At 62.0% G+C, this 25050-nt stretch carries 17 protein-coding genes and 2 pseudogenes; 6 read left to right on the top strand and 13 right to left on the bottom strand.

Going from position 1 to position 25050, the window contains the following annotated elements:
* Positions 1-132: 132 nt before the first annotated feature.
* The 11 genes and pseudogenes from MTX19_RS33890 to MTX19_RS33840 form a co-directional block, all read right to left on the bottom strand.
* A pseudogene (locus MTX19_RS33890) lies at positions 133-285 on the bottom strand (N-acetyltransferase); the annotation flags it as partial.
* 29 nt (positions 286-314) lie between these two features.
* Positions 315-1406 carry a sn-glycerol-3-phosphate ABC transporter ATP-binding protein UgpC gene (gene ugpC, locus MTX19_RS33885; protein WP_280981095.1) on the bottom strand — a complete coding sequence of 364 codons (1092 nt, stop codon included), beginning with the start codon at positions 1404-1406 and terminating at the stop codon, positions 315-317.
* 24 nt (positions 1407-1430) lie between these two features.
* Complete coding sequence (locus MTX19_RS33880; protein WP_280973836.1) at positions 1431-2282, bottom strand: carbohydrate ABC transporter permease; 852 nt, start codon at positions 2280-2282, stop codon at positions 1431-1433.
* On the bottom strand, positions 2282-3223 hold the full coding sequence (locus MTX19_RS33875) for a sugar ABC transporter permease (protein WP_280973835.1): 942 nt from the start codon (positions 3221-3223) through the stop codon (positions 2282-2284). Before MTX19_RS33875 ends, MTX19_RS33880 begins: the two co-directional genes overlap by 1 nt.
* 91 nt (positions 3224-3314) lie before the next feature.
* Positions 3315-4649 carry an extracellular solute-binding protein gene (locus MTX19_RS33870; RefSeq protein ID WP_280985674.1) on the bottom strand — a complete coding sequence of 445 codons (1335 nt, stop codon included), beginning with the start codon at positions 4647-4649 and terminating at the stop codon, positions 3315-3317.
* 581 nt (positions 4650-5230) lie between these two features.
* On the bottom strand, positions 5231-5527 hold the full coding sequence (locus MTX19_RS33865) for a hypothetical protein (protein WP_280981093.1): 297 nt from the start codon (positions 5525-5527) through the stop codon (positions 5231-5233).
* A 30-nt stretch (positions 5528-5557) separates the two neighbouring features.
* Complete coding sequence (gene gspD / locus MTX19_RS33860) at positions 5558-7936, bottom strand: type II secretion system secretin GspD (RefSeq protein ID WP_280981092.1); 2379 nt, start codon at positions 7934-7936, stop codon at positions 5558-5560.
* Positions 7937-8276: 340 nt separating this feature from the next.
* Positions 8277-8891 (bottom strand): HupE/UreJ family protein, encoded by a 615-nt coding sequence (locus tag MTX19_RS33855; protein WP_280981091.1) that lies wholly within the window; start codon positions 8889-8891, stop codon positions 8277-8279.
* Positions 8888-9454, bottom strand: a complete 567-nt coding sequence (locus MTX19_RS33850; protein ID WP_280981090.1) for a HupE/UreJ family protein — start codon at positions 9452-9454, stop codon at positions 8888-8890. Before MTX19_RS33850 ends, MTX19_RS33855 begins: the two co-directional genes overlap by 4 nt.
* A 56-nt stretch (positions 9455-9510) precedes the next feature.
* Positions 9511-10479: a HupE/UreJ family protein gene (locus MTX19_RS33845; protein ID WP_280981089.1), complete on the bottom strand. Its 969-nt coding sequence runs from the start codon at positions 10477-10479 to the stop codon at positions 9511-9513.
* A gap of 5 nt (positions 10480-10484) precedes the next feature.
* Positions 10485-11381, bottom strand: coding sequence for a peptidylprolyl isomerase (locus MTX19_RS33840; protein ID WP_280981088.1), 897 nt, complete (start codon positions 11379-11381; stop codon positions 10485-10487).
* Between the two features lie 282 nt (positions 11382-11663).
* On the opposite strand from MTX19_RS33840, the gene MTX19_RS33835 reads away from it, so the two are divergent.
* From MTX19_RS33835 to MTX19_RS33825, 3 genes are all read left to right on the top strand, one after another.
* The gene (locus MTX19_RS33835) at positions 11664-13604 is read left to right on the top strand and encodes a hypothetical protein (RefSeq protein ID WP_280984971.1); all 1941 of its coding nucleotides are present in this window, start codon (positions 11664-11666) and stop codon (positions 13602-13604) included.
* Between the two features lie 129 nt (positions 13605-13733).
* Positions 13734-14111 (top strand): hypothetical protein, encoded by a 378-nt coding sequence (locus MTX19_RS33830; protein WP_348638240.1) that lies wholly within the window; start codon positions 13734-13736, stop codon positions 14109-14111.
* A 111-nt stretch (positions 14112-14222) separates the two neighbouring features.
* Positions 14223-14846 (top strand): 2OG-Fe(II) oxygenase family protein, encoded by a 624-nt coding sequence (locus tag MTX19_RS33825; protein ID WP_280981087.1) that lies wholly within the window; start codon positions 14223-14225, stop codon positions 14844-14846.
* 25 nt (positions 14847-14871) lie between these two features.
* Here the strand turns inward: MTX19_RS33825 and MTX19_RS33820 are convergent, their stop codons facing one another.
* On the bottom strand, positions 14872-17085 hold the full coding sequence (locus MTX19_RS33820; protein WP_348638372.1) for a spermidine synthase: 2214 nt from the start codon (positions 17083-17085) through the stop codon (positions 14872-14874).
* A 1097-nt stretch (positions 17086-18182) separates the two neighbouring features.
* Between MTX19_RS33820 and MTX19_RS33815 the strand changes: the two genes are divergently transcribed.
* Entirely contained in the window at positions 18183-20195 is a 2013-nt protein-coding gene (locus tag MTX19_RS33815; protein WP_280984969.1) for a TonB-dependent receptor, read from the top strand.
* 372 nt (positions 20196-20567) lie between these two features.
* On the opposite strand, the gene MTX19_RS33810 is transcribed toward MTX19_RS33815, so the two are convergent.
* Complete coding sequence (locus tag MTX19_RS33810; protein ID WP_280981085.1) at positions 20568-21245, bottom strand: metalloregulator ArsR/SmtB family transcription factor; 678 nt, start codon at positions 21243-21245, stop codon at positions 20568-20570.
* A 381-nt stretch (positions 21246-21626) separates the two neighbouring features.
* Here MTX19_RS33810 and MTX19_RS33805 point away from each other — a divergent pair.
* Both MTX19_RS33805 and MTX19_RS33800 read left to right on the top strand, forming a co-directional pair.
* Positions 21627-22160: pseudogene (locus MTX19_RS33805) on the top strand (L,D-transpeptidase); the annotation flags it as partial.
* Positions 22161-22207: 47 nt separating this feature from the next.
* Complete coding sequence (locus MTX19_RS33800; protein WP_280981083.1) at positions 22208-24673, top strand: thioredoxin domain-containing protein; 2466 nt, start codon at positions 22208-22210, stop codon at positions 24671-24673.
* Positions 24674-25050 lie beyond the last annotated feature (377 nt).

Raw genomic sequence — 25050 nt, 5'->3', positions numbered from 1 at the left:
GAAGTGCCCTCATCACGGCACTTGCTACCACCGGCATCGGGGGCTTGCTGCTCTCGATGCTGGCTTTGTCGGCCCTGTGAGCACATGCCCCAACCTAGCCCAGCGCCTTGCTCTAGTGGCGCCGGCGGGCGTCGACACGCCCTCGAATGCGCCGTCGACGAGCTCGAACACCAGGATGCGGCTGGCGTCGACCGGGCGCGGCATGGTGACGCGCCCTATCAGGACCGGCTTGAAGCCGACGCGGCTGTAATAGGGCTCGTCGCCGACCAGCAGCACCAGGCGGTAGCGGCAAACTCGGTCAACGTGAAAAGCTTTCAGATTGCCGCTTGCGACACTCCGTCAAAGAAGTATAGCCGGTCAGGATTCACCGCGAGGCGAAGGCGGTCATGAACTTTCGCTTTGACGGTCGGCTCCACTGCGGCCACCATCGTGTTGGGGCCTACCTTCACGTCCAGGAGAATCTCGGAGCCGAGCTTCTCGATGACCTCGACCACGGAATCGAAGCTAAGGTCCGCCGTGTCGCTGCTAGACGCGACGCGAAGATCCTCCGGCCGAATCCCAAGTGTGACCTTCTCTCCCACATACTGCCGGAGCCGGTCCCCGATCCCCGCCGGCAGCTTGATGCGGATGCCCTCATGGCGAGCCCAGAGGGCACCCTCAGCGTCGGCCATCTCTACCGTGGCGAAATTCATGGCTGGGGAGCCGATGAAGCCTGCGACGAAGCGGTTAGCGGGCTCGTTGTAGAGCTCGAGCGGTTCCCCCACCTGCTGAACGACACCATCCTTCATGACCACCACGCGGTCGCCGAGCGTCATCGCCTCGACCTGATCGTGTGTCACGTAGATCGCGGTGGTGCCGAGGCGGACGTGAATCTTCTTGATCTCCACTCGCATCTGGATGCGCAGCTTGGCGTCGAGGTTCGATAGCGGTTCATCAAACAGGAACACCTGCGGATGCCGTACGATGGCGCGGCCCAACGCGACGCGCTGCCGCTGGCCGCCGGACAGCTGCCGCGGCTTGCGTTGCAGGTGTTCCTGGATGCCGAGGATTTCGGCGGCAGCCTGCACGCGCTTGGCAATCTCGGTGCGGTCGAACCCCCGCATCTTTAGGCCGAAGGCCATGTTGTCGTAGACGCTCATGTGCGGGTAAAGGGCATAGTTCTGGAACACCATGGCGATGTCCCGATCCATCGGAGGCAGCTCGTTGACAACCCGATCGCCGATCAGGACCTCACCCGAAGTAATCGATTCGAGGCCAGCCACCATACGGAGCGTCGTCGTTTTGCCGCAGCCCGAGGGACCGACGAGAACCACGAATTCCTTATCATGGATCTCGAGATTCACGTCCTTGACGGCATGGACTCCGTCAAACCTCTTGTTCAAGCTCCGTATGATGACCCGAGCCATGGCTCACCCTTCGGCGGATTGTGGTTACCCCTTGACGGACCCGGTAATGCCGGCGACGTAATACTCGACGAAGAATGAATAGATCAGCGCCACTGGTACGGAACCAAGAAGGGCGCCGGCCATCAGCGAACCCCAGTAGAACACGTCGCCGCGGACGAGCTCCGACGTGATGCCGACGGAGACCGTCTTCTGCTCCGGCGAGGACAGGAAGACGAGCGCATAGATGAACTCGTTCCATGACAGGGTGAAGGCGAAGATTCCGGCCGAGAGGATGCCCGGCACGGCGACCGGGAAGACGATGTAGACCATCGCTTGCCACCGCGTCGCGCCGTCGATGCGTGCGCATTCCTCGAGCTCGCGCGGGATCGCCTTGAAGTAGCCCATCAACAGCCAGGTGCAGAAAGGGATGAGGAACGTGGGGTATGTAAGAATGAGCGCCCAGGGCGTATCGCCGAGGCGAAAGTTACGGATGATATCGGCGAGCGGAATGAACAGCAGCGTCTGCGGTACGAGATAGGTGATGAAGATGCCGGTGCCGAGGCTGCCGGCGAACGGAAATTTAAGCCGGGAGAGAGCGTAACCCGCGAGGAGCCCGCAGAAAAGCGAGATCGCCGTCGCAAGCACGGAGATGAAGAAGGTGTTCAGCATCCACCTGCTGAACAGCGTCTCATCCAGCAGGTACCGGATGTGGTCAAAGGTAGGATGAAGCGTCCAGAAGGGTGTGTAGTTCGGCGCCATCCACGGCCGATAGAGTTCGGCGTCCGGCCGCACCGTCGTCACAACCATCCAATAGAACGGGAAGAGCAGCCCGAGCACGAACAGCGCGAGCGGGAGATTGAAGAAGACCCAACGTCGCCAACGCGCGCCCTCGATCATCAGTGTATCTCCACGCGGCGGATATAGAGGAGCTGCACGACGACGACGACGAGCAGCACCGGAAACATGGCGAGCGATATCGCCGCGCCCTCGCCCAGCAGACCCGTGCCGACGCCGATCTGATAGGCGTACGTGGCGAAGAGCTGCGTGGCGTTGGCCGGTCCGCCGCCGGTTAGCACATAGACGAGCTGGAAATCGGCGAAGGTCTGGATCACCGAGAACAACACAACAACCATGGTGACCGGCAGCAACAGCGGCCAGGTGATGTAGCGGAAGCGCTGCCAAGGTCGCGCTCCATCGATCGCTGCCGCCTCGGCCAGCTCCGGGTTGATGGTCTGCAACCCTGCCAGCAAGCTGATCGCGTAGAACGGAACTCCGCGCCAGATATTGACGATGATCACCGAGATGAGCGCAAGTCCGGGATCGCCCAGCCAGTTGATGCGGGTGCGGATGATGCCAAGGTGAAAGAGAGTCCAGTTGATAACGCTGAACGTCGGATCGAACATCCACTTCCACGCAAAGGTCGACAGCACGGTCGGGATGATGAAGGGCAACAGGACGAAGGCGCGGGTTACGGCCTTCCCCCTGAAATGCCGGTTGAGCAGCAGAGCAAGCCACAAGCCCAGAGCCAGCTTAAACACGGTCGTCACCACCGTGTAGACGATGGTGTTCCAGACTGCGATCCTGAAGATGCTGTCGTTCAGCAGTGCAGCGAAATTCTGCAGTCCGACGAAGCTGCCGGGTACGCCGACCTTGGCGTCACTCAAGGCAAGCAGCACGCCCTTGACGAAGGGATAAGCCATGAATAGGCCAAGCAGCACCGCCGTCGGCAGCAGTAAGAAGAAGGCGAACCAGCGCTCGTTCTCGAGGACTCGCGTGACGGCGCCGCGCCGCGGCGCGGTAGCATAACGTTTTGCGGCGACGACGGATTCGACGACCATCGAGCACCTCTCCGAACGGTCGGCCGGAGCGCAGCGCCCGCAGGCGGCAGCACTCGGGCGGCAACAAACCTACTGCGCCGAGGCAGATGCTTCAAGCGGCATGGACCCTCGCAACCTCGTCGTGCGCCCATTTCACCGCGTCCTGCGCCGGCATGCCTTGTATCGCCTTGGCAGTCATGTCGACGATGATGTACTTGCTCAGCACCTCGGCTGCCTTCCGGTCGGCCGGTCCGGCATAACCGGGGAAACGCCCGGCCCGCGCTGCTGTCCGGAACGGCAACATCACGGGGTCCTTGTCCCAGAGCTTGTCCTTCTCCCAGATTGTGGTCGCCCCAACTGAATAACCCTGCTGCGAATCGAACCACGGCTGATAGACCGGTTTCGAGGTGATCCAGCGCAGGAACTCCTTGGCGGGCTTTGGGTCCTTCACATACTTCATCAGCATGTTCGACATCGGCAGATGATAGCCGAACTGGCCGGCGGCGCCCTTTGGGAGCGGCGCGTGGAGGATATCCTGAAAAAGCGGCGTGCCGGTTTCGGTAAGATAGACCCCGGGCTTGCGCTTGGCCTCTATATAGATCGAGGCGCCGTTTAATGTACTGCTGATCGTGCCTGCGAGGAAGGCTCGGTTATTGCTGCTGTCGTCCCAGGCGAGCCCGCCATCGTCATAGGCGTCCTTCCAGAAGCCGACGGCGAAGTTGACGGAATCGACCGTCTCCTTCGAATTCAGCACCACCGTCTTGCCGTCCGCCTCGACCTCCTTGCCGCCCCATGACCAAAGATACGGATAGGCATAAGTCGGCGGGTCGCCAAAGCTGTGGCTGACCGCCTGACCGAAGGGCCGCTCCTTGGCCTTGAGCTTCTTGCCGGCCTCGCGGTATTCCTCCCAGGTTTGTGGGAATTTCGGCGCGTCGTAACCGATCTCCGCGAACCAGGACTTGCGGTACGCCAATTGCGCGCCGAGTACACACCACGGCACCGCGATCCATTTCTTGCCGTCATTGGCGACGACGCGTGATTCCTCGTAGAAGCCGCCTTGCGCCTTGCCGATCTCCTCGGCCACGTCGCTCACATCGACGACGCTCTCGGGATAGAGCTGGGCCCAGTTGTTGAGCGCGCAGATCACGTCCGGCCCATTGCCGGACTGAATTGCCGAGGTGGTGCGCGCCTGGATGTCATTGCCGTTGATCATCTCGATGTTGAGCTTGATGCCAAGCGCTTTCTCACATTCGGGTGTGATCACTTTGCGCAGCACCTCGTCTGACGCAGGAACGAAATCGTTCCAGCGCAGCCAATGGATCGTCGTCCCTTGTGCGTAGGCCGGCGCTTGCTTCAGGGCGAGAATTGAAGCTATTCCACCGGTCCTTGCCGCGACTGCGCCCCCACCGGAAAGCGCAAGAAGCTTGCGTCGAGTTATGCGGGCCATGAGGTCCTCCCTGTTGTTTGTGAGCCGAGTCCTCCGTTTTCTTAGTCTCACCAAGACACTTGGGAGTGGTGGATTTGAAATTCAATGACGGCCCGGGTGACAGTCATTCCCGACGTGCTTGCTGCGCTGCGGGCCGGCCGGCCGTCGTCGAGACTGGCGGAGAGAGCAGCAACTACAGCGCATCGACGATGAGCTCTGGTGAGCGCACGTTGAGCACATCTCCATCGGGGCGGGGATTGGCAGGCCCTGTTCTTGGGTGAGACTAAAGTAGCATCCTGAGGGGCGTGCTTGCCTTCAAACGGCTGCGACATTGCTCGCCAACGCAATTCTAGGGTCTAGGGTCTTTCGACGTTCAGGGTGCGAGCCGTAAAGGCTAGGTTCGCCCGGCGGGAACGAGCGGAGTCCAGCCGAGGGCGAGGCGCTGGCCGGTGACGATCTCGTTCCGCGACATTTTCGACGCGACCGCGCCGCGAAATCTCGCATAGGCGCTCCGCTCGCGCCCATGGGTGCGGGCCGTTGCGAGGTCCAGCGAGTATAAGCCAGGACGAAATCCTGCCGGACGCAGTGGCCCTGATCTTACATCAACCCAGCATGGCCCGGGCAAATGGATTGCCCTGGATCGCGCCCTGCGTATAGAGGTCGACCGCGGCCTCGTAGGCCTGCGGTGCACCGAACCCATGGTCATACATAAAGCCGAGCAGCCCTGCCGCCTTCGCGTTGCCGAGCCGGACGAGCGGCGAAAGCTCGCGGTAGGCGCGAACGTAATCGCCGCGATTGAACGCCGCGGCGCCTTGCGCCAGCGAGGCGGCGCGCGCGGCCGGCGCGGCAATCGCGCCTAACAGCGCGGCGAGCAGCAGCGGTCGCGCGCATCGCAGCACGGCGCGTGGCGTGAGAACGGTACGAAGCGCTCAGTGGAGGCTGGTCGTGATCGGGGCATTTGTCGAGGTCGTGGCGATGCTGCGCCGCAGCTTGGATCGAAGCTCTTCGGCCACCATATGAGCATCCGATCCGTCGCGGATGATCTGGGGCCGGATGAAGATGATCAGCTCGGTGCGCTGCGTCCCGTTGCTCTGATGCCCGAAGGCGTCGCCAAGCCCGGGAATCTGGTCGAGCACGGGAATCGCGTTTCGGGAGCCGCTCTGCTGCTCGCTGATGAGGCCGGCCAGCAGCACCGTCTGCCCGTTCGCCACCGAGATCTGGCTCTTCACCCGCCGTTCCGAGACTGTCGGCGTCAGGCTGCCTGCGCTGGTTGGCGGCACGTTGCTGATCTCCTGCTCGATGTCGAGCCGAACGCTGCCGTTGACGCTGATGCGCGGGGAGACTCGCAGGATGATGCCGGTGTTGCGGTAGTCGATGGTGTTGACGACCGTGTTGCTGGTCGTCAGCACCGTCGCGCTGCCGGTGGAGACCGGCACGACGTCGCCGACCTGCAGCGTCGCCACCTGGTTGTTGATGACCACGAGCGACGGGTTGGACAGCACCTTGACGCTCGTGACCGAATGCAGGGCATCGAGGACGAAGCTCGGCTGGGTTTCCGAACCGATCAGGAAATTGAAGCCGGGAAACGCGCGATTGATGAAGGCGTTGGTGACAGACCCGGCAACGGTGGCGGCGCCCGTCGCAGGATCGACGGTGGTCGCGGGCGCACTCGACGCCTGGGTGTTGAGGATGGACCCGGTGTTCGGCTTCAACCCGAGGTTCCGGCTGGTCAGATAGCTCTGAACGCCGTAGGCGAGGGTATTGTTGAGCGTGACCTCGGCGATCGTCGCATCGATGGCGACCTGCAACTGCGGCTGATCGATCTGCACCAGTGTCGTTTCGATGATACGGTAATTCGCCTGGTCGGCGTAGATCAGCAGCGTGTTGTTGACGGTATCAGGCGTGATCCTCACATCCTGCATCATCGGCCGTTCGTTGCCGGTGCCGCGGCTGCTGTCGAGCGGCGTAGTCCCGGCTCCGCCCTGGCTCGCGCTGGCGGCCTGCTGAGCTTGGACGGCCGTGGCGGTCTGCGCGCCGAGGCCAGCGCCGGCCGTGCCAAGGCCGCTTCGCGAACCGAAGCTGTTCATGGTCGCCGGGGCGTTGCCGCTCAGCGACAGGCGGTCGCCGCTCGACAGCGTCGTACCGCCGGATCCCGGTGCCATCTGGTTGTCGACGCTGTCCAGCAGGTTGGAGGAGGCCCCTCCCAGGAACATGTCGGTCAGAACCCGCGCGATCTGCCGCGCCTCGCCGTACTTCACCCGGTAGACGTGGACCGTGGTGCGGGCGGTGTCGTTGCGATCGAGCCGCTTGATCCAGCTCGCCGCGGAGCGCAGTATGTCGGCCTTCTTCGTGACGACCATGACGGCGTTGAGACGCGCGATGGGCACGAATTTGATGACGTTCTGGCTGAGACCGTTTTCTCCGGAATCGACGAGCTTCTCCAATTCCGCGATGATGGGCGCAGGCGAGCCGCTCGAGATCGGGAAGATCCCTACCGATTGGCCGCGCATCCAGTCGACGTCGAAGCTCAGCACGGTATCGACGGCTGTACGGCGCTCGGCACCCGTGCCTTGAATCAAGATGAGATTGCGCGTGACGTCGGCTCGGACCGCGCCCGCCTTGGTGGCAAAGCTGTCCATCAGCTTGAGCAGCGTCTGCGCCGAGACATATTGCAAGGGGACGACCGACACGCCAAACCCGGGTTCGAGGCCGCCGCTGGCCGTATCGATTCGTCCGGCGCCGATCGCATCGCCAAGCGGCGTCAATTTATAGCCGGTGGTGTCGCGCAAAAGCACGATGCCGCTCAACCGCAGAGCGTTTTCCAGAACGAAGACGATGTCGGACTTCGGCACCGGCCGGACCGAGGCGAGGCTGACGGTCCCCTGAACCCGCGGATCGATGGTGTAGCCGACATGCATGATGTCGCCGAGCACGACCTTCGCAACCGTCGCGACCGGTGTGTTCTCGAAATTGAGATCGAATCCGTTGCCGTCCGCCGCCATCTGCGGACGGTCGTCGGAAACGGCGCCGACTTCGGTACCTTCGTACATCACTGGGCGGAGGCTGGCGCCGTCCTGGCCGGCCGTGCGCGTTCCGATGCCCACCGGCTGCGTTTGGCGCGGCAGGATGTCCAGCGAGCGCACCTTGTCGGAGATGTCGACCTGGGCCGCGTCCACGCCGTTGCCGATGGTCGCCGAGTTGCAGGACGCGAGCTGGCCCAGTGAAGTCAGAAGAAATGCAGCACCGAGGCTGCGACGGATCGTTGGGTACCGGCCCTTGCCGACGCGTACCATATTTGTTTTCGCCATTCCGACCGGGGTTGACGCCTCAGATCGTTCGCGAAGACGATCACATCCCATAAAGGCGAACTACTTAGCGACGGAACATGACAGAAATAAATTGATTGCGTAATGGGCGGCCCGGCCGTCGCCTGGCGCAGTCGAGCCCGTTGACGCGGATGCTCGTCGCCGTTGATCCCTTCGCGGTGGTCGGGCTGCTCGTGATCGCCTGGCTCGTGTCCATCGTTGTCTATCGTGCCGCGTGTTCAGGCGAGGGCCGCTCGCGTTCCCTTGACGCGCCGAACCTGGTGTGCGCTGCCGAGCCTGGCGCGCGACTTGAGCTCCGTCCCGCAAAGTTCGCGACGCGAATTCACGAGGCGAGCGAGAGGCCGGTCATCATCATGCCGACTGCCGCGATCCAGCCTCCGAGGGCCCGGATTGCGATGCCGTGCCATGCCATCGAAGAGCCAGTTTCCCTGAACGTGACGGTCAATGCCATGACAAGCGTGATCACGGCATAGCCGAGGCCGGCCAGTCCAGCCGCAAACAGGAGTCGATCGGTCTGCGGCACGAGGTCACCGGCATTTGCCGCTCCACGGATGACCGCGAGGACGAACGCCATCGTGCACAACAGGAGCGTGGGAATGCGCAACGCAGCCGCGAGCAGCAGCCCGACCAGAAGAGTCATGCAGGCGTTCACGGCAGGGCCTCCCGCAAATGTGCCGAGAACGTGGGCTGAGAGCAGCCCGGTCAACAGACCCACCGGGAAGACCAGGACCAACCAGCGCCCCCTTGCTGCTCCGAGCGACCCGGCCAGCACACCGAGCGAGATCCACAAGATCAGGTCCTGAAGGTCCGTAAGGGGATGCAGGGCGCCTTCATAGAAATCACCGAGCCGCAACGAGACGATATGCGCGCCCGCCGGCCGCATGCCTGCGAACAGAACTCCGACCGCGATCGAAATCCGCCGGGTTGCAGCGATCATGCGACCGCTCCAAGAGTTTGGACAAGGAAATAACCTCCGAGGAGGGCGATGATCGCTCCGAGCCCCTGGATCAGGAGTTCACCCGTGCGCCACTGGGTCAATGTTCCGATCGTGATCCCGCACAAGTGGAGCAGGCCTGTGGCAATGACGAACCCGAGGCCGTAAGCCAAAGGGTTCGCAGAGGTCGGAAGCTCTGCTCCATGTGCGTGGCCGTGAAAGATCGCAAATACCGCAACGATGGCGGCCGCCACCACGAACGGCACGCGCAGCCTGAGAGCAACCGCCGCGCCGAGGACCAGGGCTGACAAGGCGATCACCACTTCCGGCACCGGCAACGGGATCTTCATGACGCCGAGGACACCGCCAAGCGCCATCACCAAGGGGAATGTGATGGGCAGCACCCAAAGGGCAGGCGCACCAAGCTGCGCGCCCCAAATTCCCACGGCCACCATTGCGATCAGATGGTCCATGCCGGTCAGAGGGTGAAGCAGCCCCTGCGTGAGGCCGCCGCCGACGCCTGACTGCTCATGTGCAAACGCCGGCTGCGCGAGTAGCAGGACCATACTGGCTGCGAGAATCCTGCTGGCGCAACCAATCGACATGGTTCGCAATCGTCTTGTCATGTGATCACCAGAACCCGGACAAGCCGGCCAAAGAACCAGAACATCGAGATCGAGCCTATCCCGTAGGCGGGGAGAGCATCGCCCCAGCGCGGCAACACGGCGTTCAGCCGCCGATGCGCCCACATCAAGGCCAGCACCAGCAGCACGAAAGCGACCTGTCCGATTTCGACGCCGACGTTGAAGAAAAGCAGTGCCGCAGGCAGCAGACGGCGTTCGAGTCCAAGTCCCGCCAGCGCGCCGGCGAAGCCGATGCCATGGACCAGACCAAAAGCGAACGCGACGGCCCAGGGATAGCGCGCGGTCAGGCCGATCTCGCCGCGCTGCTGCTTCACGATCTCGACGCCGACGAACACGATGCTCAGCGCGATGCACGCGTTGAGCGGGGCCTCGGGCAGGCCGATCACGCCGAACGCGGCAAGGGCCAGGGAGACACTGTGCCCGATGGTGAAGGAGCTAATCGTCTTCACCAGCTTCCAGCCGCCGCGTACGATCCAGATCAATCCCAGCACAAAAAGCAGATGGTCCGCTCCGAGAAGGATGTGGTCGATGCCGTAGTTCACATAGGTCTTGGCGAGTTCGAGCCAGGTCTGCCATGTCGGCGCATCGCCGCCCAGCAGCGAAACGGACGGATTGGCGGCTGAAAGCGTATAGCTTTGCGGCTCGCCCTTGATAGGCAGAACCTTGATCAGCACGGCCGACAGGCCGGAGCCGAGATTGGGAATGCTGATCGAGCCAATCAGTCCTTTCTTTCCGCAATTCATCTCCGGCATCTGGAGGAAGCAGTGCGGTGGCACCCGCAAGTCGACGCGATTCGCGCCGATGCCCGGCTCGGCGAGCCAGCGGCCGATGAATGCACCGGGCCGCACCTCTCGGAACTGCAGCACGCCCAGCGAGGCTTCATGCGCCTTGATTTGCGACGGCAGGATGACAGCGGCGAATACGAGCAACCCCCACAGACATCGCATGGCGATCACTCGTAACGCACTTTATAGCTGGCCTTGAGGCGATTGATTGCCTCCCATGCCTGTCGGTTTGTTTCTTCCGAGAGCCAGAGCTTTGTGGCCTGCTCCTTCACGTCTTCGAATTTGGCGAGCGTACCCTCGCGATGGGAATCCAGGCGGACCACGTGCCACCCGTCCTTCGATTGCAGCAGGCTCCATTCTCCTTGCGGCAGTTTCAAGAGTCCGTCGCGGAAGGCTTCGCCGAAGGCAGGAGACAGGCTCGCAACCGGGCGTGCGAGAATCGCTCGCGTCTGATTGCGGATCTCCTCGGATTCGCGCTGCGACAAAATGTCGTCGAGCCACCGTCGCGCGGTCACTTCATCGGCGGCGGGCGTGTAGTAGAGGCCGACCGTCTCGGGCTGGTCGAACCGCTCGTGATTTTTTGCGAACCACCCGCGCAATTGTGCTTCGGTCGGTTGCGCGGCGTGGACCTGCTCGAGGAGCAATTCCTTCAATTTGAAGACGATGCGGTCGTGAATCATGTCGTCGCCGCGATCGACGCCGAGCGCCTTCCCCTCACGATAGAGGATCTCGTCCGCGACCCAGTTCTCGATTCTGCTTGCCAGTTCGGCATCGGTGGGAGTGCGCTCCTTGTCCTCGTCGAAACCATCGATGAAGGACTGACGGAGCGCCCGGGTTACCGTGATGGCCTTGTCATCCTTCGCGGGCGGATGCAGAACAGCATCGGCGCCAAAGATCAATGCGCCGAGAATGGCGAAATGCACCAGCGGTTCGCGCTGCAGAAACTGCATGACCGATGACGCAATCGAGCGTGAGGGGCGTGTTGCGGTATCTGCAGCATTTTCTGCACAGCGATCGGTCTGTTGGCTTGGCGATATTGCGAAAGCTTGCGTGGCGTCGGACATCACTGACTTCGACATATCTGTTTCACAAAGCTGTCATCTTGCGATGTTCGCTTGTTGACGGTGGCAGTCTTATGCAACGGGCTGCATGTCTTGTCACCGACCGCGACAAAAAAATCGCGAAAAATTCTTTGAGCTAGAAATTCAGCGAATTCGGTTCGCGACGGCCACTCAAAATAAAACCTTCACCAAACTGTATTCGAGTTTTGCTTTGGTCCGGCGCGGACGCGGAGATTGCGCGAGCAGCATCGTCCTCAATATCGATGAAAATTTACTGGGGCTATTATCATGGCATCTACTTCCAAAATCCTGGTGACTGCAGCGGCTGCCTCGCTGGCGCTGACGCAGACGGCTGCGGCTGATCCGAAGCCGAAGGGCAATCCGTATGTCGCGGGCGACATGCACAACCACAACACCTGCGCCGACGGCTCGGTGTCGGCGAAGTACTCCGTCGATCGTTCGGTCGCTTCCGGTGTCGCCGCCAGCGGCGGCCAGAACTTCGATCTCGACTGGTTCACGCTTGGCAACCATGGCGGTTCGGGCAACCGTGACTGCCGCTTCAGCGACAACAGCGCCAATCTTCCGGGCGACACCACTCATACCTGGGATCAGACGCTCGGCCAGACCATTGACGGCGTCACGGTCACCAGCCTCAAGGGCACGCCGAATGGCAACAACATGTGGCGCTGGCAGTCGATCGAGGAAGTCGAATATCCGATGATTGTCGGCCGCACCCACATGTACAGGAAGGTTCTGGTCGAGGGTCTGGAATGGGTCACCCCGGGGCACGAGCATACCGACGTCGCGGTGCTCTCCGGTCAGACCCCGGCCGGCTACAATTCCGGCAACGCCAGCAAGATGGCCGAATTCGAATTTCGTTTCGACCGCAGCGACACCGACGCCATTGGTCCGGTTGACGCAAACAATCAGCAGGTCTGGACCGGCAAGGACAACGTCAACAACTCCGGCGATGCCGGTCATGCCAAGGCGCTTGCGGGCCTCAAGTGGCTGCAGGCGAACCACCCGCGGGATTCGTATGCGATCCCCACCCATACCGAACGGCAGGGGCCATTCAGCTCGACCGGCAACAAAGGCTTCAACATCGAGAGCTTCCGCGATTTCAACAACGCGGCTCCGACGGTTGCATTCGGCATCGAATCGCCCGGCCACATGGCGCAGGGCGGCCTCAACGGCGGTTCTGGCTCTTACGGCTCGGGCGCGGTCGGTGGCGGCACGTACGGCATGGCCGGCGTCTACACCGCCAAGGTCGGCGGCCTGTGGGACGGTATGCTCGGTGAAGGCCGCAACTTCTTCAATTTCGTCAGCTCCGACTGGCACGAGCGTGGTGTGTATGGTGCTCGTGACGCATCCACGTCGTCGGACTTCATGCCCGGCGAATACACCAAGCTCTACGTTCCGAACACCGACAACTTCTCGTCGCAGTCGATCATCGACGGCATGCGTTCGGGCAACTCGTATTCCGTCAATGGCGACATTATCGGACCGGATATGGTGTTCCGCGCCAAGGCTCCGCGTGACGGCGGCTGGAAGACGATGGGCGAAACCATGGTCGTGAGGCCAGGCGACAAGATCCAGGTCGAGATGGAGATGACCGTTCCGGCCAGGAACAACAGTCCGTACAGCTTCAACAACCCGCTGCTTGCTCAGGCCGGCATAAGCCAGCCGCTGAACAAGCCGTCACTCGACCACGTCGATCTGATCACCGGTCAGATCACCGGTCCGATCGATCCGACCAACCCGCTCTATAAGGGGCCGCAGCCGAATGCTGCGGGTGTTGCCGGCGCGGCGATCGTGTACAACACGACCACGGCCATCTCGCAGCAGTTTTCTGCCACGCAGATGCACAGTGAAAAGCAGAAGGACGGCTCGACCCGGCTGCGCTTCACGACCACGTTCGTGGCGGGCAACACACCGTTCTATATTCGTGCTCGCGGAACGAACATTCCGCCCGCAACGCCGAACGTCACTGACAGCGCCGGCAATCCGCTGCTCGACTCCAACAACGCCAAGGTGGACTGCTCCGACGCGGCCTGCCCGGCGCACATGGAGGCCGTCAACGGCGTGAAGAAGGTGACCCACGACGTTCAGGCCTACTCGAACCTCTGGTTCTACGCCAATCCGATCTTTGTCCGGCCGGAAGGTTCTCCGAAGCTGCTTGTTGAAAAGAACGCGGAGCTCGCCCAGAACCTTGCCAGCAAGAACTAAGCTCTAACTGAAGCTATCGCTGGCGGGGCACGTTGTGCCCCGCCAGTTTCTTGTCCGGAGACAAGTGACGGGACTTTTGCCATGCGCCTTCCGGCCATCAGGACTATGGATCGACCTATGTTGTGCCGGATGAATATGTTCGCGCTCTGTTTTGCCGCCTACCTGGCGTGGGGCGCTGCGCCGGCGGGCATCGCTCGGGCTGTTGCTGCCGGCTCTGAACCCACCAGCGAAGAATGTCATGCAAAGGTGGAGGAGGCGCGTGCGCTGGCGGAGACTTTGCCCGTGCAGCATATGTCCCGTTATTTTGCCGAACGATATTTGCAGCGGGCGCTGGCCGAAGCCGGCAATGGTGAGTTCGACGAATGCATGGAGTTTGCCGAGAGCGCGATCCTGGAAGTCCGGGAGTTGCGTCACGACTATCCCTTGGGAACGAAGCTGAATGTGCTTGGCCCCAACGAGTACCCCACCGAAGTTGGTAGCAAGTTTCAATCAGGTCGGGGCAACTGAAGTATTTTCCTTGTGAGAATGTGCACTTGCGGGCGGGTGCGTCATCTCAATGTCATTCTCACCCGCTTTATCGTCCACTCACATTTTCAGTACCGGCGTGGGCTTTGAAATATGGACCAGATCGAGGGGCTTTTTCCGATTCCCGTGATGCGTTCGCCGGGACTTCTTCCTCCGGAACTGATCGACGCGGCGGCTTCGGTCATCCGCAGCGCCAAGATCGAAACCAATCTGCGTTCGGGACAGCTCTTCCACACCCAGGTTGCCGATCCGCGCGAAAACAATCTGTTTCAGGAAATCGCCGATCGGACGATCCCCAAGCTCATCGATTTTGGAGAATTGCTGTTCGGCGAGAGGCTGACATGGTCGGTCAAGGAGATGTGGACCAACATGCTCGAGACAGGGGGAAACCAGACGCTGCATTCCCACGCGAACAGTTTCATTTCGGGTATTCTCTATCTGACGCCTTCGCATCCTGCGAGCAACACGGTGTTTGTGCGGCCTCCGGGCGGTTTTGAATTTTCCTTCCGCCATCACACGCGCAGCGCGACGATCGGACCGTACAACGCGGGCAAGTACAAGCTGCCTGAAGTCGAACCGGGCGATCTGGTTCTTTTTCCGAGCTACCTCTATCACGAGGTGCCGACGAACCAAGGCGAGCAGCGGATGACGATCGCCTTCAACGCAATCCCCAACCAGCTTGATTGCTGGGGTTACCGGATCACCTTTGCGCCTTAAGTGGCCCTGTCGGGCGTGGCATCCGCTACTCGCCAAATTCGCGGGCGAGCAGCTCCTTGGCATCCGTGCGCGACGGCGCCGCATCGTTGATTGCGCGCAGAAGGCGTGCAGCGGCCGCGCGATCGGATGATATCAAGGATTTCGCCATGCCCATCAGAGGCCCGTAAGCGGGGTCGAACTCGGCACTGAGGCGAACCGAATCCAGTAGTCCTGGAGCCGCGGCGGCGATCAGCGCGGTACCGCGAGGATCACCCGGCAGGGCCGCACCGGCCTCAAGGAAGCGATTTCGCGCCTGCCAGTAAGCGGTCAGTCGATCGCTCCAGATTTCGCGTTCCGGTGGAGCCAGCAATTCGGCCGGCTCGGGCCGAATTGCGCGGACGACGGAAAGCAGCAGCGACCATGGCGGCGCCGACAGTGCGAGCACATTTCGCCGTGCATCGAATGCCACGAAGGGATAGTCGTCGCTGTTGCGCGGGCCCTCTCCGGCAAACGAAGCGAGGGCGTTCCGGCCGCCGAGAAATTGACCAAGCAGGTCAATCGGTGTGTCGAATCCCAGCGGGCCAACAGCCGACCGGATGCGAGGATCGAGCAGCCGTGCTGCGAGCGCGCCCAAATCGAGATGGCGTTCATTGCTCGGACCGATCAAGGCGAGCATTGGCGTGCGGACGCTGTAATGATTGAGCCACGCCGAAGCGTTGGGATAGACCGCAAGAAATCCGCGAATGATCGCGCGGAGGGACGGCAGATCGAGCTGGTATAGTGGTAACCATTGGCAAAAGATACCGCCCGGCGCCAATCGCTCCTTGACGGCTGCGAAATGCTCGACGGTGTAAAGCGCTCCGCTTCCGTCGAGCGCTGGGTGGAAAAGATCGGCGACAATCACGTCGTAACTGTCGGAATCGGCGACCACGAACCGGCGCGCGTCTGCGACGGTCAGCCTAGGCGGTTCACCGGTGACGGCCGGATTGGCAAACCAGGGCAATAGGTCGACGACCTCGCGCGACAGTTCGACCCCCTGGACCTTGAGGTCAGGCATCTGCGTGGCGCCAGCCACCGTCGCACCGGTCCCGATACCCAGAAACAACGCCTTACGCGGGCGTTCATGCAGCAGCAGCGGTAGCATGGCTTGGCGATGGTCGGAGCGGACGGAGCTCGTGCCGCCCATGCGGAAGCGGCCGTTGACCTCCAGATAACGAGCGCCGGTTGCATCATCGACGACGCTCGCGGTCGCCATCGACCCTTCTCTGACGGCGAGCAGCTTGCCTCCAGCTGGTACCTTGACGAGGGTTGGCGCAGGCCGAAGCAGCAGGGCGAGAGCGATACATGCGGGGATCGCCGCTTGAAGCACTGCAGCGCGCCTGATCGGCAGCAGGAGCAGGTAACCCAGCACGATCAGGACGAGCGAGGTCCAGGCGCCGAATGCCGGGATGAGGGCTTGAGTTGCCACCAGCGGGGCGATCGCCGCCCCGATGCTGTTGACGCCCACCGCCCAGCCAAGCGACCCTCGCCGATCGCGCACCTGTTGGGCGAGGTGGCCGAACAGGGCACCCATCGCGGTGGCGGGCAACAGGAACAGCACCATCGCAATCGCGAGCTCGCCCGCGATTCCGGCTTCGCCCGCGGTATCGGCGATCCTGGCAATGAAAGGCGTGAAGACGGCGGTGATTAGACAGGCGGCCGCCGTTCCGGCCAATAGCGGAACGAGGCTTTCGCTTCCGGTATGGCGTCCGACTCGCTGCCAGATGAGGCCGCCGGCCGCCGTGCCGAGCAAATAGACCGCTAAGAGACCGGCGAACGTATACACCGTGTCCTGCATGAGCTGTGCGGCAAGCCGGACGACAAGGACCTCGAACGCGATTCCCAACAGGCCAGTGGTGAAGAGCGTGGCGCCGAGTCGCAGGTCGCCGAAACCGAGCCTGATCGGGTTCTCGAATTCGGGCGGGCTGCGATCGCGAGTCCATCCGGTCATGAGGGCGGCCAGTGCGCACAGCCCGTTCAGTCCGGCGAGACAGATCAAGGTCCCGGAGAATCCAAGCGAAGGGATCAGGAGGAAGGAGGAGACAAGTGTTCCGGCCACCGCGCCGGCGGTGTTAGCGCCGTAGACGCCGGCACTGACCTTTGGATTGCGCCGAGCTTCCCGCGTCATGCGTTCCAATGCGGCGAGGGTGCCGCCCATTGCGACGGTTGCGGGTAGCAGCGCGAGCGTCGGCAGTGCAAAGCTAGCGGCCCACAGCAGCACCGGCGGCGGGGCGGTCCCGATCAGAAGGGCCAGCATGCGACCCGCAGCGGGAAGCAGCCAGATTGCGGCCAAGCCCCATGTGCCGACCACCGCTTCGAGGACGGCATAGACGTGTCGAGGTGAGGATGCGCGACGGATCAGGCCGTCGAGGGTGAAGGCGCCGAGCGCAAGCCCGGCAAAAAAGCCGGCAATCGATCCGAGAACCGCCATCATCTCGGTTCCGAGCGCGAGGCTGAGCTGGCGCGTCCACACGATCTCATAACCAAGGCCGGCAAAACCGGACGTCGCGACGATAGCGATGAGCGGCCAACCAGGGACGGTTCGGCCCGCCGGCGCTGTCGGCGCCTCCGTGTCGGTCGCTACGGCGGCGTCGGTTCGTGAACGCATCGTCTCGACATTCACGGCGGACTGCATGCTTTCGTCCCTGGTTTCAGATCCAAGACAGCCGCAAGGGACCGCCGATCGCGCGCATCTCACGTCCGAGGGGAGACGGTGCAAGCGTGTGGATGAATGTGCCCGCGATCCCAACCCGCCGGGAAATCGGCAAGCGATCACGTCAGAGCACAGGCTCGATTGCAGATTATTTCATTCATCATGACGGCCATTTGACAAGCCGAGACATTGCCCCTCAGCTTCTCGGTCGGTATGACGTTTAGTAGCTGACATCATACTGTCGCCTGATCGGGTTAAGGGCCCTTCACAAAACCACAGAGCTCCGGACGGTCCGCAGGACCCAAGCCGGTAGACGTGGCGCTCTTGCGAGCGCCGTGAGGGGGCGGTGCGTGCACGGCGTTCGGCGCGAGTTGTCGCTCGCAGCAATGGTGATGCTGGCATTTCAGGCATCGGCTTGGGCGCAGTCACCGCCTGCTCCCGACACGTCGAACACGGATATCACCGGGGCGACCCCACCAACTGTCCTGCCGCCTGTCACGATCGAAGCGTCGAGCAAGCCATCGAGAGCTGACAGGCCTTCCAGACTCATCGCCGGGACAAACGCGCGACCGACGCAACACAGGACCGCATCCGATCACGAGCCGGCGCCTGTTGCGGTGCCGGGCGCACCTAACGTCGGCTCCGGACCTGTCTCACCGCCGAGCATGGCGAGCCAGATCACCATATCAGGGCAAGAACTCAACGCGCGTCCGGCGACACGACCGGGCGAGGTGCTCGAGGCCGTGCCAGGACTGATCGTGACCCAGCATTCGGGTGAGGGCAAAGCCAACCAGTATTTTTTGCGCGGCTACAATCTGGACCACGGAACGGATCTCGCGATCCATGTCGACGACGTCCCCGTCAATATGCGAACGCATGCGCATGGCCAGGGCTACGCCGACCTCAACTGGCTGATCCCGGAGACCATCGGCGCGATGGACGTGCGCAAAGGTCCGTACTTCGCCAACGAGGGGGATTTCGCTTCGGTGGGCAGCGTGCAAATCGGCTTGATCGACCGCACCGCCGGGGGCCTTGCGCAAATGACGGCCGGCAGCTTCGGCTACCGCCGTCTGCTCGGCATGGATTCGGCGAAGGTTGGCGACGGATCCCTGCTCGTCGCCGGCGAGATCGGCGCCTACAACGGTCCCTGGGACAATCCGGACAACGTCCGCAAGCTGAACGGTCTCGTGCGCTACAGCGAGGGCACGTCGGCCGACGGAATCTCCGTCACCGGCATGGCATACTCCAACGGGTGGAATTCGACCGATCAGGTGCCGCAGCGCGCGATCACGAGCGGCATTCTGGACCGATTCGGATCGGAGGATCCCAGCGATAGCGGCAACGCCAATCGATTTGCGCTCTCGACGCGCGTGGCGCAGAGCGACGATATCGGTGGGTGGAAGGCGAACGCCTATGTCGTGAAGAGCCAGCTCGATCTCTTCAACAACTTCACCTATCTCCTCAGCGATCCCGTGCTCGGCGACCAGTTCCACCAGCATGACGATCGGCTGATGGCCGGCGCCAATGTCGCGCGCACGCTGAACGGCTCCTTCGCAGGACTGCCGATGCAGACCACTATCGGCCTGCAATCGCGCTATGACGCGATCGACCTGGCGCTGACCAACACCTTTCAGCGGGGCTTCCTCTCCAACATCCGCAGCGACAAGGCCGGCGAGGGCAGTGTCGGCGTCTATGCCGAGAACACCGTGCGCTGGACCGATTGGCTGAGGACCACCGTCGGCTGGCGCGGCGACTGTTATGCTGCCGACGTCGACCCCAACAATTCGGGCCGTGTGAACGCGGCGATCGGCAGCCCGAAATTCCGGATGGTGCTGGGTCCCTTCAATCAGACCGAGTTCTTCTTCGGCGCCGGCTACGGCATGCATTCGAACGACGCGCGCGGCGCGACGGCGACAGAAGACCCGAGCGATCCCGCCACAAAGCTCACGCCGTCGCCGCTGCTGGTGCGCACCAAAGGCGCGGAGGTCGGCGTCCGCAGCAGGCTCGTCCCTGGCCTCGACACCTCGCTCAGCGTCTTCATGCTCGACCAGGACTCCGAGATCCTGTTCTCGGGCGATGCCGGCGACACCGAGGCAACCCGCGCCAGCCGCCGCTATGGCTTCGAGTGGACCAACCATTATCGCCCGAAATCCTGGATCGACATCGACGCCGATCTCGCGATGACGCATGCGCGCTTTCGCGGCGACGACAGTGAACAGGCGGCGGTCTACGCCTCGCTCGCAGGCTATCCCGAGGCGCAGATCGGGAACGCGCCGGGCAACTACATCCCGAATGCGCCGGCGATGGTGGCTTCCGCCGGCGTCACGCTCGGCGAGAAGACCGGATGGTTCGGCGCCGCGCGCTGGCGCTATCTCGCCGCGAGCCCGTTGACGGAAGACAACGCGTTCCGCTCCGCAGCCACCAGCATCGTCAATGCGCGGCTCGGCTACCGGACCGACAATGGCTGGCGCATCCAGCTCGACGTGCTCAATCTCTTCGATACCAAGGCGAACCAGATCACCTACGCCTATGGGTCGCTGCTCAAGACCGACAGGCTCTTCAATCTCTGTAGCGCGAGTGGCGCGCCCGTCGCGGTGTGCCAGAACGGGGTGATGGACTACGTGCTGCATCCGGTCGAGCCGCTGACGTTCCGGCTGACGATGGCGGGCACGTTTTAGCGCAGAACGACCTCGAGGAGATTGTGTCTGCCGTGGTTGATACGGAGTTGCCTCGGGGCGCCGGTAGCCAGCTGCATTCGTCAGCCCGGCCCGCGCTGCGTCGTTGGCAACAAAATCGGCCGGATCACGACCACCGGCTCAGTCACCGAATTCACGATCCCCTCGGATGGTAGCGGACCTCACAGCATCACGACCGGGCCAGACGGCGCGCTGTGGTTCACCGAGCATTATGGGAGCAGGGTAGGGCGCTTAGTGCTTCCTTGATCGGCGGCGACTGGCTGTACTGATTGTGATTTCGGGGTCAGCGTCTCCAAAACGCATTATCATCGCGGAATGCGATCGAGCTATTCCGCAACGAAACGTCTCCCGCCTTCAGTGCTTGGACGCAGCCCGCCTCTCGATAGGAAGGCCAGCGGCCAGCCACTCGGAGAACCCGCCATCGAGACGCCGCACACGGAAACCCAGTGGGCGGAGAATCTCGATGGCGTCGTACGAATAGACACAATATGGACCACGGCAGCAGGCCACAACGTCCTGTCCTTTCGGGACTTCGTTCAGCCTTTGCTTGAGCTCGGATACCGGGATGCTGACTGCCCCGGGAAGATGCCCCGCGGCATATTCTTCTGCGGGACGCACATCGAGTACGACGACCGCGCGCTTACGCAGGCGAGCGCGCAGCTCGTCTCGCGAAACCGGCTCAAGGCTGTCGCGGTCGCGATAATACCGCGCAATCACCTGGCTGATCTCGGCGATGTTGCGCTCGGCAACCTGTCGCAGTGTCCTGATCAGCGTGATTACCTCGGGATCGGTCAGGGAATAGATGACCTGCGTTCCGCTCTTACGGCTGGTCACCAGACCGGCGCGCCGCAGTTGCTGCAGGTGCTGGGAGGTGTTGTTGATCGTAAGGTGAGCGGCCTGGGCAAGACGTTCGACGCTGCGCTCACCCTGAATCAGGATGTCGAGCAGTTCCAGACGATGCTCGCTGCCCAACGCGCGCGCCAACAGCGCAAACTGCTCGAAAGCCAAAAGCTTGGGTCTGCGTTCCGCCATCGCCTCTGCCCTTGTATCGCCTCTTTTTGGACTACACTATTCCAGTTATAAATGGAATAATAAGATGTGGGGCGGAGGGTCGTGGTGGTGCTGCCATCCGGCCAGGGTGGCGCGCCGCCAAGTGCGTGAATTGGTTCCATCGCTCTCCACAGTCGAGCACACCGGAGGGGTGCAATGAACCGTCGTACGTTCTGCATCACACTCATCGCCGCCTCGATCGGAAGTCGCGCCTCAGCTCAAAACTGTGATCGCGATCTCTGGTGCGAGGGATCGGTTGGATCGCAGCTCGGGCCTATGTCGAGAGAGCGGGCAAATGAGCCAACCCAAACCGGGTTGCAACCCGATATCAACCTCGCTCAATACGCGGCCATTTATGGCCGGATCGAGAGCGAACCCTTTCCTGTTCCGGCGGTCAAGCTATCCGATATTGATCCGCGCTACCTCCGCCAATTGGTCAACTACTCGACCGATGCGATTCCGGGAACGATCATTGTCGATCCGCACCGTCACTTCCTGTACCTGATGCGGGAGGATGGCACAGCGCTCCGCTACGGCGTCGGCGTCGGACGCGCGGGCTTCGCCTGGTCCGGCGTCGCGGCGGTCCACGACAAGCGGGAATGGCCGGACTGGTATCCGCCCAAGGAGATGCTGTGGCGGCAGCCCGAGCTCATGGAACGGGTGAGCGAGCTGCAAGGCGGCCTCGGCATGCCCGGAGGCCCGCGCAATCCGCTGGGCGCCCGCGCCATGTACCTTTGGCAGGGCAACAAGGACACGCTTTATCGAATCCACGGCACCAATGAGCCCTGGACGATCGGCAGGAGCGTCTCTTCGGGCTGCATTCGCATGATCAACCAGGACGCCATTGATCTCTATCAGCGCACCTCGATTGGCGCCGAGGTTGTGGTGCTGGCGTAGCGCGTTACGGCCTCATGTGGCGACTATCGTCAACAAGGATAATTGCAATGACCCGGTTCGTAGTCGGGATGGTCAAGCGTCTCCTAATGCGAAATTGCATCCGCCTTGCTATCGTGGCCGGCATGGCTTGGCCTCACGTGAATGCGGCGCTAGCCGAGGATGCGGCGGGGAGCGGACAAAATCCTTCTGCGGCACCACATGAACACACCAACAAGCTGATCGACTCCAACGATCCCTATTTGCTGTTGCACGCTCATAATCCGGTCGACTGGTATCCCTGGGGTCCTGAGGCATTCGCCAAGGCAAAAAGGGAGAACAAGCCGATCTTCCTCTCGATCGGCTACAGCACCTGCTTCTGGTGCCACGTTGCCGAGCGGACGATCTATTCCAATCCGGAGATCGCGAAACTGATGAACCAATGGTTCATCAACGTGAAGGTCGACAGCGAAGAACGGCCCGATGTGGATCGCATCTACATGCTTGCGCGCGAGATCATGACCGGAGGCGGCGGCTGGCCGAACAATCTGTTTCTAACGCCGGATCTGAAGCCCTTCTATGCCGGCAGCTATTTCCCGCCGAAGGATGATCCCCGCGCCGGCCCGGGATTTCCAACCATTCTCGCCGCGCTCAATCAGGCATGGTCGTCCGACCGGGCTAAGCTGCTCGGCGTTGGTGAAAACGTCATGACTGCGCTGCATCGTCTGCAGTCGGCCATGAGCGGCCACGGCACGGCGCCCGTCGATCCGGCCGCATGGCTGGCCAAGGCTCGAGACAAGTTGTTGTCGCAGTTTGATCCGCTCCAGGGCGGGCTTGCGGATCGCAGCGGCACCAAATTTCCCAATGCGCCGCGCCTTGCCCTTCTGCTGACCGACTACCAGCTCAATCGCACGCCAAACGCCCTATCGAGCGTGTTGACGACGCTCGATGCCATCGCTTTCGGCGGCATCCACGATCAGCTTGCCGGCGGGTTCCATCGCTACAGCACCGAGCCGTCATGGTCGGTCCCGCATTTCGAGAAAATGCTGTACGACAATGCGCAGCTGCTGCAACTCTATTCGACGGCGTTTCAGCTCGCCAAGAAGCCGCTCTACCGGGAGATCGCTCTCGAGACCGCCCGGTACCTGGCAAAGGACATGATGGCGCCGGAAGGCGGCTTCTACACCGCGCGTGATGCGCAGCTCGATGGTGCGGAAGGGGCAGGCTATCTGTGGACGCACGGCGAGATCGTATCGATATTGGGCGCCAAAGAGGCCGAGCGGTTTCTCAGTGTCTATGGATTGACACCGCTGCCGAGGTCGGATGTCCCTGATATCGCCCATCCGCAGAGCGTCAATGGCGAGCCGCCGGCCATTTTGAGGCTGCGTGTACCGATCGACCAAACGCTCAAGGACGTCGGCTTCAATGATACTGCAGGGATGCTCGCTGCATTCGCATCGGACCGAGCTGCGCTGATGGCGGTCCGGGAGAAACGGCCGCAACCGGCGCGTGACGAAAAGATGGTGGTTGCGCTGAACGGGCTCACGATTGCCGCGCTCGCAGAAAGCGGACGAATCCTGGACCAGCCCGAATTCGTCGGTTGGGCAAAGGCAGCCGCCGACCGGCTCTGGTCGCTCGCCTTTAACCAAAGGACCGGCACGCTCCAGCATGAGGTCTTCCGTGGTCAGGCACAAACGGATGGCTTTCTGCAGGATTATGCGTCGCTCGGCTCGGCTTTCATGGCACTGCTCGACGTGACCGGCGAGAAAATCTGGCAGAAGCGCGCGGCTGAGCTCGCCGACCAGATGCTCGGTCGGTTTGGTCGTCCGGATGGATCATTTTTGACCACGCACACTGAAAATGGCGTTCTGATCGCGATCGGAGATGAGGGTGACCTGGAAATGCCGTCCGGCACGTCGATGGCCATCGATCTTCTTCTCAGGTTGTATAAGGCCTCCAGTGAAGCGCGCCATCTCACCGCAGCGACGAACGCCGTCCGCCAATTGAGCGGTGAATTCCAGGATCGTCCGGGAGCATGGGCATCTGCCATCACCACCCTCAATCGTTTTCCGCTCCCATCCAGCCGCGAAAGCGCGGCGGTTGCAAACGCGACGACGGGGATAAATCCGCCGGGAGATCTCCGGGAGCTCGCTTCGGCCGATCACGTTCAGGTGGCCGCTTCCGTGAAATCGGTCCCGGACGGAGATGCGATCGTCGTCACGGTCAGGGTGGATGACAACTTCCACATCAACGCCAACCCGGCTTCTTACGACTTCCTGATTCCGACTGCCCTGGAGTTCAAAGGTGTCAAGCCGGCGAACGTTGAGTATCCGAAATCGGTTCGATTTACCTCCCGGTTCGCGCCCGAAGGCCTCGATGTTTACGAAGGCTCGATCGCGATCGTCGCCACGTTTCCCAAGGGCAGTCTGCAGGGGATTGACGCGATTCAAGGCGCCGTCACGGCTCAGGCCTGCACCAAACTAATCTGCCTGCCACCTTCGACGTTGCCGATTTCCATCGCCGTGAAAGAGAAGTAAGCCGATTCAGCCTCATCAAGGCCGACAATCAGACGGCAAAAGCCATTCACAGGCAAAGCTCTTCGCCCCGCTTGGGCGACACTCAAATCATGGCCATCATGCCGTCCGATCTTCGAGGGATAGTAAAGCTTTATCTCGATCGGAAAATCCGCTACTGGCATTCGCGGGGCGATTGCAAAGCGAGAAAGCGAGCGGACAAGCCTCAAAAGAAGTTGACCTGGAGCGTGATTAGAACGCCTCAAATTGCACTGACCTGCGACCGGCGGTACGACCGTTGTCGGACCCAACCTTCAACCTGGCATCCCGTGAGGCCGCTATCCTTGCCATCGCGTCTAGCACTGCTCGCCATGCTGTTGGCTCTGTCTTTCTTTAGCGCC

The organism is Bradyrhizobium sp. ISRA464, from assembly GCF_029910095.1.
GTDB lineage: Bacteria > Pseudomonadota > Alphaproteobacteria > Rhizobiales > Xanthobacteraceae > Bradyrhizobium.
This window is presented reverse-complemented; position numbering and strand designations above follow the sequence as displayed.

Excerpts from the sequence above, each read along its gene's own strand:
- MTX19_RS33880 (WP_280973836.1), bottom strand. The coding sequence starts at position 2,282 with ATGATCGAGGGCGCGCGTTGGCGACGTTGGGTCTTCTTCAATCTCCCG.
- gspD (WP_280981092.1), bottom strand. The coding sequence starts at position 7,936 with ATGGCGAAAACAAATATGGTACGCGTCGGCAAGGGCCGGTACCCAACG.
- MTX19_RS33840 (WP_280981088.1), bottom strand. The coding sequence starts at position 11,381 with ATGTCCGACGCCACGCAAGCTTTCGCAATATCGCCAAGCCAACAGACC.
- MTX19_RS33815 (WP_280984969.1), top strand. The coding sequence starts at position 18,183 with ATGGCGAGCCAGATCACCATATCAGGGCAAGAACTCAACGCGCGTCCG.
- MTX19_RS33875 (WP_280973835.1), bottom strand. The coding sequence starts at position 3,223 with ATGGTCGTCGAATCCGTCGTCGCCGCAAAACGTTATGCTACCGCGCCG.
- MTX19_RS33810 (WP_280981085.1), bottom strand. The coding sequence starts at position 21,245 with ATGGCGGAACGCAGACCCAAGCTTTTGGCTTTCGAGCAGTTTGCGCTG.
- MTX19_RS33850 (WP_280981090.1), bottom strand. The coding sequence starts at position 9,454 with ATGGTCCTGCTACTCGCGCAGCCGGCGTTTGCACATGAGCAGTCAGGC.
- MTX19_RS33870 (WP_280985674.1), bottom strand. The coding sequence starts at position 4,649 with ATGGCCCGCATAACTCGACGCAAGCTTCTTGCGCTTTCCGGTGGGGGC.
- MTX19_RS33845 (WP_280981089.1), bottom strand. The coding sequence starts at position 10,479 with ATGCGATGTCTGTGGGGGTTGCTCGTATTCGCCGCTGTCATCCTGCCG.
- MTX19_RS33830 (WP_348638240.1), top strand. The coding sequence starts at position 13,734 with ATGAATATGTTCGCGCTCTGTTTTGCCGCCTACCTGGCGTGGGGCGCT.
- MTX19_RS33825 (WP_280981087.1), top strand. The coding sequence starts at position 14,223 with ATGGACCAGATCGAGGGGCTTTTTCCGATTCCCGTGATGCGTTCGCCG.
- MTX19_RS33800 (WP_280981083.1), top strand. The coding sequence starts at position 22,208 with ATGACCCGGTTCGTAGTCGGGATGGTCAAGCGTCTCCTAATGCGAAAT.
- MTX19_RS33855 (WP_280981091.1), bottom strand. The coding sequence starts at position 8,891 with ATGATCGCTGCAACCCGGCGGATTTCGATCGCGGTCGGAGTTCTGTTC.
- ugpC (WP_280981095.1), bottom strand. The coding sequence starts at position 1,406 with ATGGCTCGGGTCATCATACGGAGCTTGAACAAGAGGTTTGACGGAGTC.